This is a genomic window from Gordonia sp. NPDC003950 (genome assembly GCF_053605205.1).
The window spans coordinates 1-13,436 of the sequence record NZ_JBSGIT010000025.1; the positions used below are offsets into that span (position 1 = coordinate 1).

The following is a 13,436-nucleotide window of genomic DNA, read 5'->3' on the forward strand; positions in this document are numbered from 1 at the left end:
CTGCAACTCGCCGGACGTAATCAGGCGGATACGACCCTGCGGGATCAGGTCGCCGAAATGGTGATCGCCCTGGATCCCGACGGTGCCGCCGACCGTCGCGAGGAGGCCGCCGCGCGTGTCCAGAATGTGCGGGTCCGTCGGGACACCAACGGGCATTGCAGCATCTCCGTCTACGCACCCGGGGAGATGGGTGCGCACCTCGCGGCGCGGATCGCACAGATGATCAGTCAGCGGATCTGCCCGCGTGATCGGCGTCGTCGGGGTCAGGTGCAGGTCGCGGCATTCGCCGAAATCCAAGGCCTACCCGGTGCGTACCTGTCGTGTGAATGCGGTCGGGGTGACTGCTCGCGGGCGGTCCCGTTGCCGGAGGAGCCCTGTGGTCTGACCGACCTCGACATCGATGTTGACGGCGACGCGGCTGATCTGTCTGGCGATGTCGATGCGGATGCCGACGTGACCGACGATACCCAGTCGGGCGTTGACGTCGCAGCCGACGTGACCGATGATCCCGAGACGATCACCGACGGCGACGCTGATTGTGACGACGCTGATTGTGCGGTAGCGGAGACCGTCGAGGCGCACCCCGACGCCGAATCCGACACCGACACCGAACCCGAAAGCGATTTGCAGTTGTCGCTGTCGTTGATCACCGATCCGTCCGGGCAGCGGGAAGCCCGGCTGGAATACTTCGGCGTGATTGACGAAGCTCACGCCCGAACGCTGATCAGTTCGGGACAGTTGGTCACCGTCAGCGAGTTTCCCACCCTGGACATACCCGGCATCAGCACCGCCACCTCACTGGATCGGATACCGGCGGCGTGGCGTCGTCTCGACGACCCGTTCCCCGCAACGCCGATCGACCCGACCGGGCACGGCGGATATCTCCTCCCACCACCGGGTGCGTTGACATATCGGATACCGGCCTGGTTGCGGGAGAAGATCATCGAATTGGATGGCACCTGCCGGTATCCGCAGTGCGGGCGGCCGGCCAGTGACTGCCAGATCGATCACCTGGTGAAATTCGTGCACCGCGATCCGATCACCGGTGGCTGGACGGTGGAATTCAACCTGATGCCGCTGTGCACGCCGGACCACCAACGAAAACACATGGGCTTGCTGATCCCCACCATGCTCGCCGATCGGGCGGTCATCTGGCGCGACCCCGTCACCGGGGAAACCATCACCACCTATCCGCGGTAGGCCACTACCGTCGGGTGATGCTGGGCTGCAACCAGTTCCCAGCTCCGGGTTGTGTGGGCTCGACCTCGACAAGGTCGGTCCGACGGATACGCCACGGGCTCGAAGTCGCCCGAAGCGGACCGACCTACGGAATCGGTCAAATGTAGAAGCACCGGTGTCGGAAGCTGCCTTCGATGCGGCCCACAAGGTGCCCGGCTGGGAAGAGCCAGCGTCCGGTCGGAACCCTGGTGAGAACCTCGGGCAGCAGCGGATTGCGAATCACGAGGTATGCCAACACATCGACGAGGGCGTAACCGGGCCGACGGGGCATGCCGTACTCGCGGAAGTCTGCGTACAGTTGGACGTTGCCGAAGCCGTAGATTCGTGATTGCGTGAAGATTCCTCGGAGGGTGTCGCGAAACCGGTAGGCCACCAACGCGTCCGGGCTGTGTCCGACCGTCCCGCCGGCCAATTGCAGACGCAAGGCGAACTCGGCATCTTCGTAGCCGTTCCGGTAAGCCCCGTCGAAACCACCGAGCCGGACGAGATCGTCCTTCCAACACGCCATGTTGGCCGCGGTCGTTACGGGCAGGAATCCTGGTATGTCGAATCCTTCATCCGGTTCGGGCATGGGTCGCCAGCGTCGCACCTCGGAGGTGTTGAGCGATTCGGTCTCGACCGCACCACTGACCAGACTGTGGTGACCGGCGACGGCCACCAGATGACGCAGCCACCCCGGATGTACCGCGTCATCCGCATCGCAGAAAGCGATAAGATCTCCAGCCGCGGAACTGATCCCCACATTTCGGGTGTACGACGATCCGACCCGACCCGAGGCATCGACCCACCGAAGACTCAAACGGTCAGCCAGGGGATAATCCCGCACATGATCGGCGAGGCCGTCGTCGGAACCGTTGTCGCACACCATCACCTCGAACTCGCCGAGGTAGTCTTGGGCGGCGAGGGCCTCGAGTTGTGTGTCGATGGTGGCCGCCGCATTGCGGGCCGGGATGATCACCGAGACAAGGCGCGGGACGCGAGGTGTGGAGCGCAGAATCCGTTCGGTCGGTGGGGTGGGTCCGCGGTCGGATCGCGGCGCGAGGGTTCGCGACGGGATCGGGCCGGTGTCCCCACGGAGACCGGCCCGTAACCCGGCCAGCGTCAGCCGGATTCGGGACACACGGTGCGTCCCGATCACCATTGCACGGCCTCGGCTCAGGAGATCCTTCGCGATCGAGACCATCAGCCACAGTGGCTCGCGGCCACCGTACTCCCGGTAGAGCCGCACGCGGTTGCGCGCAATGTAGTAATGCCGGAACGGTGCGTCCTCGGTGAACTCGATGGCGCCCGCGGCCCGGCCCCGCAAGATCCAGCGGAGCGGGCGCGGCGGTGTCCATTGCGCCGCCCGGCCCAGCCGGTGGGTGATGCGCGTACCCGGCACGATGACCGCGTGGGCTCCGAGCGCGCGGGCCCGGAGATAGAACTCCGTCTCCACGCAGTCGATGAAGAGTCCCTCGTCGAAGAGACCGACCCGCTCGAGCAGCGCCCGCGGAAACATCATGCCGGATTGGATCGGTTCGAATGCCAATGTCAAACCCTTGTGGGCGAACCAGAATGGTGCGACGTCATCGTTGATCAGGCTCGGCGACAGCATCACCAGGTCGATGTCGAGTGACCGGGTCAACGCGAGGTGATCGAGCATCCGGGAGACGTAGTCGGTGGGCAGGCCGGTGTCCTGATCGAGGGTGAGGACCGCCTCGGCGCCTTCCTGCAAGGCGAGTTCGATGCCGCGGTTGAGTGCGTGGGCGATGCCGCGGTTCGCGCCGGAGCGCAGGACGGTCGCGCCGGCAACGGCGCACTTCTCCAGGATCTGTGCGACCACACCATCGGAATCGGTGGACAGAGAGGGTGATCCGTCGTCGACGATGATCACCTGACCGGTCTGATCGCGCACCGAGTCGACGGTGGCCACCAGGCCGTCGTCGGGTTCGAATGCACTGATCACGACGGCAACGCCGGTGGGGGCGATGGTCATGACGGCGAACCCGCCGCCACGTCGGACAACGCCTTGTCGAAGGCCGTCGCGGTCTCGGTGACGTACGGCGCGCGCACCATCGAGTGATGGTCACCGGCGACATCGGTGAATGTCACCTCGCCGGAGGTCACATGCGCCCACAGGGCCGGGTCGTCGGAGTTCGTGCGGGCCCGGATGATGTGGATCGGACCGCCGTAACCGCTGGGGCGGTAGCGCCGGATCATCCGGGTGCCGAGGTCGAAGAAGACCGTCCACTGCAGGGTGGTCGGCAGCCGGACCAGCCCTGCGGTGATCATCAGGACGTTCATCGCGAGCAGATTCCAGGCCTGCAGGAACCTGGTCCGGGTGGAGGCCGCTGCCGTCGCGGAACGGTCTGGAAGGACGGCGTGATCGGCTGTCAACGTGGCGAGTTCGGCTCGGAGCCGGCGCAGCCCACCGATCTCGCGGCCGACCAGCCGATCGGCCAGGATCGGGTCGATCAGCGGATCGAGGACGATCACCTGCTTGCACGCGTGCCCGGCCCGGGTCAGGGCGGCAGCCGCCTCGATGGCGATGAAGCCGCCCATCGAGTATCCGCAGAGACGGTATGGGCCGCCGGGCTGGACCGAACGGATGTCGGCGATGGCGCGGCGTGCGGCGGCCGCAATCGAATGGTCGGTGCGGCAACGGCCCTCGATGCCACGGGCCTGGATTCCGTAGACCGGACGTTCGGTGTCGAGGGCGCGGGCGAGCGGGGTCAGCGACGTCGCGAGTGAACCTGCTCCGGCGATGACGAAGATCGGGTCACCGGCACCGGTCCGCAACTGCACCAGGGTGTTTCCGGTCGCCGTGCGCGCCCGTTCGTCGTTGGCGGCGTCGAGGACGCGGGCGAACTCGGCGATGGTGGGGGCGGCCGAGAGCATCGCGGTGTCCAGCCGCACCCCGAAGCGGTGCTCGAGGTCGGCCAGCATGGTGCGTGCGGCGAGGGAATCGCCGCCGAGCGAGATGAAGTCCTCGTCCCGTCCGACGCGCTCGACACCGAGTGTGTCCTGCCACAGCAGCGTGAGCATCGCCTCCGTCGGGCCCTGTGGTCCGACGAGATCGCCGCGCTCGGGAACCGGCGGCAGCGCCGCACGATCCACCTTGCCCCGTTCGGTGCGCGGCAACTCGGTCATCACCACGACGTCACGTCGAATCATCCAGGGGGCCAGCGTCTTTGCCAACGCGATGCGGATCTCGGCCGGAGACGGCGACCACTTCTCGCGGTCCACCGCCACGTGGGCGATGAGCCGGCCGGCGTCACGGTCGCCGGTGACCACGGCCTCGACGGTCCAGGGCAACGCCCGCAGCGCCGCCTCCACCTCGATCGGCTCGACGAGGTATCCGCGAATCTTGACCGCATCGTCACGGCGACCGAGCAGATGGAGGTGACCGGCGTCGTCGAAACGGCCGAGATCGCCGGTGTGCAGCCGTGTCCGGCCGTCGTCGAGTGCGACGAACCGGCGGGCGGTCAAGTCGGGATCGTTGAGGTAACCGAGCGCGAGATAAGCGGATTCGACGACGATTTCACCCGCGGTCCCGGCGGGGAGGTCATCTCCGTCCTCACCGACGATCCGAACCCGCTTATTCGATGCGGGCGTACCGACGGGGATGGGACCGCTGGGCAGATCCCGTTCCGGCGGAAACCGATTGAAGGCGAGATCGCCCATCTCCGACGAACCCGACCAGCTGCAGAAGACGCCGTGGCGCAAAACCGTTCGCCGCAGCAGTGCCACGTCGGCGGCGGTGACCGGCTCGCCGCACGTGGAGGCCAGTCGTACCGAGTTCGGCGAGGTGTCGTCGAGTTCGGGCAGCCAGGAACGCAGTAGCGACGGGGTGCAGTGCAGGGTGGTGGCGCCGGTGGCGCCCAGCCAGTCGCGCAATCCGGTGGTGGTGCGGCGCCGGGCATCCCACAGCATCATGGTGGCTCCGTTGAGCAGCGTCATGATCAGGCAGTCGAATCCGGCCCCGAAACTCAGGGGCAGCAGGACTGCGGCGCGGTCGGCCTGCCCGAGTCCCATGAACTCGCGTCCATCGACCGCCTGGTTGACCCAGCCGCGCTGAGAATGGATGACGCCCTTCGGTTTTCCGGTGGAACCGGAGGTGAAGATGACGATGGCCGGGTCGTCGGGCGACGGGTCTGCCAATGGGTGTGCACTCGAAGGCAATTCGTTGATTAGCGCGGGGCTCATCCGCACCGCGCCGGACAGGTGCAGGATGTGCTCGCGGCGGTCGTCGGGCAGCAGCGGGTCGAGCATGATGACCGGACGTCCCGACATCAGCACCGACAGCAGGGCGAGAACCGAGTCGACATCGGATTCGGTGTCGACGGCCACCGGGCGGTCCACGTCGGTGATCGCGGCGATCGCCCGTGCGCGGTCCTCGGTGTGCGCCAACGCCTCCGCGAAGCCGATGGAGGCCTCGGGGGTGAGGATCGCGATTCCGTCGCCGCGGGCCGCGGCGACGGCCCGCCAGTGCGCCACGGCCGTTTCCGGTAGTCCGCGGCGGACGGTGTCGAGGTCGACCGGCGGCGAGTCGCCGTCGGCGCAGCGGGTCATGAGTTCAGGCCGGCGGCGATCGTCGGCCAGGATCGATGCAGTTGATCCTGCCAGTACATCCACGAATGTGTGCCGGTGGCAGGAAGATTCACCGTCGCAGGGATGTTCAGCTCACGGAGTCGTTGCGCCATCTGCTCGGTGCACTGACGGGCCGCGGCCTCCAGTGCGCCGCCGACGACGATCTGATTGGCCACCGGCGGAGCGCCCGGGGCCTGGTGTTCGGGTGTGTCGTAGCGTCCGGCGAGGCCGCTGCCGGCGGAGAGGTAGAGGGTCCGGCCGCGGAGTTTGGCCGCATTGATGTACGGATCGTGACGAATCCAATCGGCGGAGCCGGTGGGTCCCCACATGTTGTCGACATTGGCGCCGGCGGCGGTGTAGACGATGCCCCGAACCGCGGCCGCGCCCTCGGGAGTGCTCGTCCGTGCGCAACCGCTGTAGGACGCGACCGACCGGTAGAGGTCACCGGTCTCGCCGGCGAGGGTGAGGACCGAGGTCGCCGACATGGACAGGCCCGCGATCGCGTTGCGTCCGTTGGTCTTCAACGTCGAGTCGACGGCGGGTGGGAGTTCCCGCGTCAGGAAGGTCTCCCACAGCGGGCGGCCGATCTTCGGGTCGGTGGCCACCCAGTCGGTGTAGTAGCTACCGATGCCCTTCATCGGGATGACGACGTTGACGAGCTTGTCGGCGAAGAACGACCGGGCATCGGTCTGGGCGAGCCAGTTGGCGCCGTCCTCCCCGCCGCCTGCGCCGTTGAGCAGATACAGCGTCGGTGCGTCGGCCGGATTGCCCGCCGGTCGGATCACCTGGAGCGGGATGTCGGCGTTCATCGCCGCCGAATGGGCGGTGGCCAGCCACAGGTGTCGTCGAGTTGCTTCACGAATGTCAACCCACCGGTCGACCCGCTGCTCGGCTGCGGTCCGCGGTGGCCGATGGCGCCATCGCGAAGGCGGTCACCACGGCGAGGACCAAGGTCCCGATCATGGTGCGGAAGCCGCCTGGTCGGGTCGACACGGAAGAACGCATAGTAAGGTAAGCCTACACTGCGGAAACTGTCCGTGGTCGCCGGTACAGCATTGCGCGTGAGTTAGGCGGAGGTAGTCCATGAAGGTTTGTGTCGTCGGAGCGGGCCCCTGCGGCCTGACGACCATCAAACAACTCCGCGACGAAGGACATGAGGTCGTCTGCTTCGACAAGAACGCCGACATCGGCGGCATCTGGCTCCGGCACGCCGGCGACGATGACGAGATGAAGGCCTTCGACAACCTGATGCTCACCATCTCGATGAAACTGATGGCCTACTCCGACCATCCGTTCAAGGGTGGCCGGGTCTTCTACTCACGCAAGCAGTATCACGGCTACCTGCGCGACTACGCCGACCGCTTCCGGCTGCGCGATCACATCCGGTTCGGCAGCGAGGTCACCGACGTCCGCAAGACCGGCAGGTCGTGGACGGTGTCGGTGCGCCGTGGCGGTGTCGAGTCGAGCGAAGAGTTCGGCGCCGTCGCGATCTGCTCCGGCCCGTTCAAGACCCCCAACCGTGCCATCGCCGGTCTCGAGGGTTTCGACGGTGAGATCGTGCACTCCGCGCAGTACCGCAACAACGAACGCTTCCGGGGCAAGCGCGTCCTGATCGTCGGCCTCGCCGAATCCGGCGCCGACATCGTCCGCGAGATCGGCGACGTCGCCGAGTCCGCCACGCTGTCGATCCGTTCCTACACGTGGCTGCTGCCCCGGGTGTTCGAGGGGGACAAGACCACCGACTACGGCACGGTCCGCTCCCACCATCACGAGATGCTGCGTCGCTCAACGGATTACCCGTTCCCGCTGGAGACGTTCTGGGGACGCAACCGGTTCGCCAAAGCGGTGTTCCTGGTGGCCTCGGTGATCCTCGGGTTCATCACGGCCGGCGTCGGCGGGCTGCGCGGTGAACTCGCCCGCCGGGCCGGACGGACACCGGACGAACCCGCCCTCAATCCCATGGGTGAGCCGATCCACCCGTTCAAGATGGATCTGGGAACGGTTGAGGACGAAGCGAATTGGGAGATGCTGCGGACCTGGAACCGGCGTTCGCATCCCGACGGGAGTTGGACCCAGCGGGGTATCTTCTGCAAGAACGTCACCTTCATCCCGAGCCTCGTGTCCGGGAAAGTCACGCTCAACGACGCCGGGATCGATCGGTCCGACGGCAAGAAGGTCTTCTTCAAGGATGCGACGGCCGCCGACTTCGACACCGTCGTGCTGTGCACCGGGTTCACCACCGAACGACTCGCGATCGGCGACCTGACGGTCCGTGACAGCAATGTCCGCAACCTCTACAAGCATTCCATTCCGCCGGAGCACGACGGGACCGCCGCGTTCATCGGGTTCGTGCGGCCCTTCTCCGGTGGTATCCCGATCTGCGCGGAGATGCAGGCCCGCTACTTCGCGCGACTGTGCAGCGGAAAGCAGAAGCTGCCGGCGGACGTCGCCGATCGCATCCTGCGCGAGAAGCAGTGGGAGGAGTACTGGACCGCGCTGAGTCCCCGGCACACCGAATCGATTCCCTCGCAGGTGGTCTACCTGGATTCGATCGCGAAGGAGATGGGTGTCCTGGTCCCGATGTGGCGGATGCTGATCAGCCCGAAGCTGTTCAAGCAGTTGTGGTTCGGCAGTTTCAATCAGTCGTGCTACCGGATCGTCGGCCCCCACAATCTCGGGAAGGCCGCCCTCGAGGATCTCTACGCCGAGCCGGTCGGCCGACTCCGGAACGCGGTGTGGGACATGTCGCTGCTGCAACTGATGCCGAAGAACGTGCATCCCAAACACATGATGTGAGGCGGCTGTGTCCGGAATCGGGGGCCGGGGGTGCCAAACGGTCGGTGGCCGGTCGGCGGGCGAATTAGACTCACCGCCATGAACTGCCGACGCCCCATCGTGCATCCGAGGCGGGCGCGGTGACCTCGTGGTTCACCCGCACCATCGTCGACCCGGGGCGGCTGCCGCTGTTCGTCTTCCTGGTCGCGTTCATCCTCACCTTCCTGTTCATCCGATTCAGCGTCCGGATGATTCGGGCGCAGGTGCGGTGGTGGCCGGGCAACGTGACCCCCGGTGGTCTGCATCTGCATCACGAGTTCTTCGGCGTCATCGTGATGACGCTGTCCGGGTTCGGGCTGATCTCCGTGTCACGGTTCGACACCCCGATCGCAGACGCGGTGCTCGCGTCGTTGTTCGGCGTCGGATGTGCGCTGGTGCTCGACGAGTTCGCGTTGATCCTGCATCTGCGGGACGTCTACTGGGAGAAGGAAGGACGCGCGTCGGTGGACGCGGTGTTCGTCGCCATCGCGATCGGGCTGCTGTTCCTGATGGGGTTTCGTCCGCTCGACTTCTCCGCGGCGGTGGGCGAATTCCGTGACGACCCGGATGTGGTGCGTCGGATCATCGTCGTGGTGGGCATCGCGGTCAACGTGGTGCTGGCGATCATCACCCTGGTGAAGGGCAAGTTGTGGACCGGGCTCATCGGGATGTTCATCCCGGTCCTGCTGGTCGTCGGCGCCGTCAGGGTGGCGCGACCGGCCTCCCCGTGGGCGCGTTGGTTCTACGGCAGTCGAGACGGTAAGCACCAGAAGGCCATCCGGCGTGAGCGACGACTGCGTGAACCGATGATCCGGTGGAAGATTGTCGTGCAGGAGGCGCTCGCAGGCAGATTCGGGGTGCCCGACGCCCCGCCGGTGTCGCAACCGGTCGCGCCGGTACCCGCCCCGATCGCGCAATCCCCGTCCGTGCAGGTGCCCAACCGGATCGCCACCGCCATCCGCTGGCGCCGCATCCGACGGGAACTGAAAGTGGTGCCGACCTGGCGGCTTCCGGTGATCCTGGTGATGCTGGCCATCATCGCGGCGATCGCGTGCGTGACCATCGACGAAAACCTGGGTCTCGACGTCGATTCCGGCACCCTGGCAACCGTGCTCGGGGTGATCGCCGGTGCGACCGCCACCCTCACCGGTCTGGTCTTCACCGCGGTGACCCTCGCGATGCAGTTCGGGGCGTCGCAGATCTCGGTGCGGGTGATCCCGATGCTGCAGCGCGAACCGGTGATGCGCTGGTCCATCGGCTTCTTTCTGGCGACCTTCGTGTTCAGCGTGATCATCGCGATGGACCTGGCGTTGTCGGGGCCCGGTGACGGCACCCCCGGCGTGTCGACCGCCATCGCGGCCTTCCTCACCGTGGTGTCGGCGATCCTGTTCATCGCCTTGGTGACCAAGGTCGGCTCGGTACTGAACTCCGCCCAGTTGCTGCGGTGGATTGCCGCCGACGGACGTTCGGCGATCCGGCGGCAGTATCCCGTCGTCGGTGGGCAGACCGTGGACCACGGCTCCGATGTCGACGAATGGGGCGGTGCCGCAGCGGCACCGCGGACCGTCATCACGCTTCCGGAACTCGGTGCCCGCGGTCGGATCCTCCTGGCCGTCAATGTGCCGATGCTGGAGCGGTACGCCGCGTCGCGGCAGGTGCGATTCGACCTGCTGGTCCGGGTGGGCGACAACGTATCCCACAACGTCGGGGTGATCGCCGTCATCGGGCGAACCGACGGCGGCGACGAGGGCAGCGATGCGGATTTTCAGCGTAAAGTGCTGGGCTCCCTGTTCTTCGGCGACACCCATCAGCCGTCGGTGAGTCCGGCGGCGGCACTGCAGGCGATCACCGACATCGCGCTCAAGGCGATCTCCACCGCGGGCAATGATCCGAGCAGTGCGGTTCTGGCCCTCGATCACATCGAGGATCTGTTACTGATGCTGGCACCACGCGTGCGCGCGGCAAGCCAGTCGAGGTTCGTGCGTGGCTACCGGCGCAGTTGGGCCGACTACGTGGCCATCGGCACCGACGAGATCCGCCGCCACAGCCATGGCCAGGCGCAGGTACACCGTCGGCTACGCGCCCTCTACGAAACGCTCGCCGCGCAGTGCGCCGACGATCAGCAATCGCCGATTCTCGAACGACTCGAGGCCCTCGATATGCAACTCGCCCAGGAATGGACGGTGCCGCTCGACCGTCGGCTCGCCGCCGACCCCGACCGGCAGGGATACGGCTCCGAACGGGGTGCGGCACTGTAGCCGCCAGCGAGCGAGCAGACACCGAGCGCCCCAAACCCGTGACGGGCTGGGGCGCTTGATGGTTGACGGATCGACGCGTGTGTCAGCGATCCGTGCACACCGACCGTGCGATGTGGCCGGGGACGCCGGCGCCGAGCTTGCGCAACGCTGCACGACGCGCCCCTTCGTGGGTGTCGTACCCGCGTGCCCAGGCGACGGACTCGCCGTCGTCGGAGTAGGCGACCGCACCGCAGGAGTTGTAGAAGGTGAAGTAGCCGCAGTCCTCGCCGCACTGCGCCTCGACCACGTCGGTCGCCGCCTGCGCCGTCGGGTAGTTCCAGGCCGCGGCGGTTCCGCCGTAGTTGTCGTAGGCGATGGCGCCGAAGTTGTAGTCGTAGGCTGCGGCCGGCGCGGCCGGAGACAGGGCCAGGCCGACGCCGGTGAGCGAAACGGTCAGCGTCAGGGCGGCGAGGATGCGTCGTGCGAACATGCCGGGGACGTTAACAACGAATCCTCAGGTGTTTCTCATCGCGCGCGGCGCGTGTCATTTGGCCGAGCGAGGGTGTCGAGCCGATCGGGTGCTGCCGTCCGAGACGTCCTGGTGCCCAGCGTTACTTGCGGCCGCCGAGAATTCCGCCGAGCAGATCCCCGAGGCCGCCGCCCGAGCCGCCCTTCGAGCCACCACCGAGAACACCACCGAGAATGGATCCGAGCCCGCCGCCCGCGCCGCCACCGAGGGCGCCGCCGAGGATGGAGCCGAGGTCTCCGGCACCGCCGGACGCGGTGGTGGACGATGCGCCACCCCTGTTGAGGATCTTCGACGCCAGGTAACTCATGACGATGGGGGCGAGGATGGGCAGCAGCTTCTTGACGAGGCCCTGATCCACCGCGGCGGCCGGGACCTGATCACTCAGGGCGGTGGCCACCGAGTCGGTCTTGTCGCCGAAGATGTGCGAGACGATCTTGTCGCCGTCGGCGGTGTCGACATCGTCGAGATTGATGGTGCCCTGCGCGAGGTCGTTGTCGTGGGCAGACAACGCGGTGGCGATGCCCTGTGCCGAGGACTCGTCGGCGGACTGATGTTGCAGACCGCCCACAAGGGCCGGAAGGGCTTGCGCGACAGCGGAACGCGCGGTCGTCTCGTCGACGCCGAGTTGGCCGGCGATGTCGCCGATGGGGAGGCGGGACATCAGGTCGTCGATGTCGGACACGTCGATTCTCCTTGGGTTGGGGTGTGGGGTCAGGGCGTGTTGGTTCGGGGCGTCGTCACGGATTGGGAGATGAACGAGGCGGCGCTGCGCAGCGCATGGCCGGATTCGGGTGAGAGGCGCGGGAACATCTGGAAGACGTGCCCCTGCCCGGCCCACGATTCGATCCGTGCGTCGGCACCGGCGTCGGTCAGCATCTGGTGATAGTTACGCGCGTCCTGGCCCATCACCTCAAGACCGCCATACTGGATCAATGTGCGCGGCAACGGTGTTCGATCATCCACACTGATGCGCATGCGGGGGTGGTCGGGATCGGCGTCGCCGGTGTAGAGCCGCAGGATCTTGCGTGCCCCGATCGCGTCGATGATCGGGTCGCGTGCGCCGGCGCGCTGGTGGGCGACGGCGGTGTCGAAGGTGGGGTCGAACAGTGGTGAGAAGAGCGTCATCGCGGCCGGTTGCGGAGTACCGGTGCGCTGATTGTCGGCGAGGAGGTCGAGCGCGAGATGCCCGCCCGCGGAATCGCCGGCCACAATGATCTGCTCGGCATCGATGTCCTGGGACAGTAGCCAGTGATATCCGCGGATCGCGTCGTCGCCGCCGGCCGGCCACCGGTACTCGGGTGCGAGTCGGTAGGCGAGGCTGAAGGCCAGACATCCGGTCCGTCGGCTCAACCGGGCGACGAGCCCGCGATGGGTGCGCGTCGAGCAGACGACGTATCCGCTGCCGTGGAGGTAATAGATCACCGGCCGATCGCGGCCGATGGTCAGGTGCACGCCGTGCCGGCTGCTGTCGCCGACCCATTCGCCGCGGACCTGACCGCCCTCGAATCGCGTCGCGACGGGCCGGGTGACGACGCGTTCCGGGATCGGACTCATGACCTCCAGTGCCCGGTTCAGTCCCGGTCGGGTTGTGCGGATGACCTGCGCGGTGACGGCGGGGGAGCCGTAGCGGGCACCCGCCATCAGTGGGCGGGTGACCCGTCGCAGATACGAGTTGAGTGCCAGCGTCCGCCGCGACGCGAGGGCCGAAGAGGGATGCCGGTCGTCAATCGGGGCGTCGTGGGTGTCCGTGGTGGCGGGATCGTTGGTGTCGGGCAGCTCCGCCGCGGCACCTGACGTGGGGTTCACAAACGCGACACTATGCCTGCGTAGCCCTTCGGTGGGGGAAATCGGGCGCTGTCAGTGCGAAACCGAGCGCTGTCAACGTGGGGGTGAGCGCTGTCAGTGGGGTGGCGGGCGCTGCCAGTGGGGGAGAGCGCTGTCGGCGAGGACCTTGGGGAGGACACGCAATGCCTCATACGCTGCGTGGACGGCATCGTTGTGGTAACCGGATTTCGATACTGGGTACCCGCCGTGAGAAAATAATCGAC

9 protein-coding genes are annotated in these 13,436 nt (G+C 66.8%); 3 read left to right on the forward strand and 6 right to left on the reverse strand.

Annotation, left to right across the window (positions count from 1 at the left end; all coding sequences use genetic code 11):
- The coding region (locus ACWETB_RS19485) for an HNH endonuclease signature motif containing protein (protein ID WP_452213008.1) at positions 1-1,200 on the forward strand (1,200 nt) is incomplete at its 5' end.
- A gap of 136 nt (positions 1,201-1,336) precedes the next feature.
- Here the strand turns inward: ACWETB_RS19485 and ACWETB_RS19490 are convergent.
- Genes ACWETB_RS19490 through ACWETB_RS19500 form a run of 3 tightly spaced genes read right to left on the reverse strand, consistent with a single transcriptional unit; the run spans position 1,337 to position 6,617 of the window.
- Positions 1,337-3,214, reverse strand: a complete 1,878-nt coding sequence (locus ACWETB_RS19490) for a glycosyltransferase family 2 protein (RefSeq protein ID WP_452213010.1) — start codon at positions 3,212-3,214, stop codon at positions 1,337-1,339.
- On the reverse strand, positions 3,211-5,790 hold the full coding sequence (locus tag ACWETB_RS19495; RefSeq protein WP_452213012.1) for an alpha/beta fold hydrolase: 2,580 nt from the start codon (positions 5,788-5,790) through the stop codon (positions 3,211-3,213). The genes ACWETB_RS19490 and ACWETB_RS19495 overlap by 4 nt, the downstream gene beginning before the upstream one ends.
- Positions 5,787-6,617: an alpha/beta hydrolase gene (locus tag ACWETB_RS19500; RefSeq protein ID WP_452213014.1), complete on the reverse strand. Its 831-nt coding sequence runs from the start codon at positions 6,615-6,617 to the stop codon at positions 5,787-5,789. The genes ACWETB_RS19495 and ACWETB_RS19500 overlap by 4 nt, the downstream gene beginning before the upstream one ends.
- 274 nt (positions 6,618-6,891) lie before the next feature.
- Here ACWETB_RS19500 and ACWETB_RS19505 point away from each other — a divergent pair, with 274 nt between their 5' ends.
- Together ACWETB_RS19505 and ACWETB_RS19510 are read left to right on the forward strand one after the other, a co-directional pair.
- The gene (locus ACWETB_RS19505; RefSeq protein WP_452213016.1) at positions 6,892-8,604 is read left to right on the forward strand and encodes a flavin-containing monooxygenase; all 1,713 of its coding nucleotides are present in this window, start codon (positions 6,892-6,894) and stop codon (positions 8,602-8,604) included.
- A 119-nt stretch (positions 8,605-8,723) separates the two neighbouring features.
- Positions 8,724-10,880, forward strand: coding sequence for a DUF2254 family protein (locus tag ACWETB_RS19510; RefSeq protein WP_452213018.1), 2,157 nt, complete (start codon positions 8,724-8,726; stop codon positions 10,878-10,880).
- Positions 10,881-10,962: 82 nt separating this feature from the next.
- Here ACWETB_RS19510 and ACWETB_RS19515 read toward each other — a convergent pair whose 3' ends face one another.
- The 3 genes from ACWETB_RS19515 to ACWETB_RS19525 form a co-directional block, all read right to left on the reverse strand.
- Positions 10,963-11,349, reverse strand: coding sequence for a DUF4189 domain-containing protein (locus ACWETB_RS19515; protein WP_449742527.1), 387 nt, complete (start codon positions 11,347-11,349; stop codon positions 10,963-10,965).
- Positions 11,350-11,470: 121 nt separating this feature from the next.
- Positions 11,471-12,070, reverse strand: a complete 600-nt coding sequence (locus ACWETB_RS19520) for a DUF937 domain-containing protein (protein WP_449742528.1) — start codon at positions 12,068-12,070, stop codon at positions 11,471-11,473.
- A gap of 29 nt (positions 12,071-12,099) precedes the next feature.
- A complete protein-coding gene (locus tag ACWETB_RS19525; RefSeq protein WP_452213021.1) occupies positions 12,100-13,194 on the reverse strand; it encodes an alpha/beta hydrolase in 1,095 nt (364 codons plus the stop codon).
- Positions 13,195-13,436: the final 242 nt, after the last annotated feature.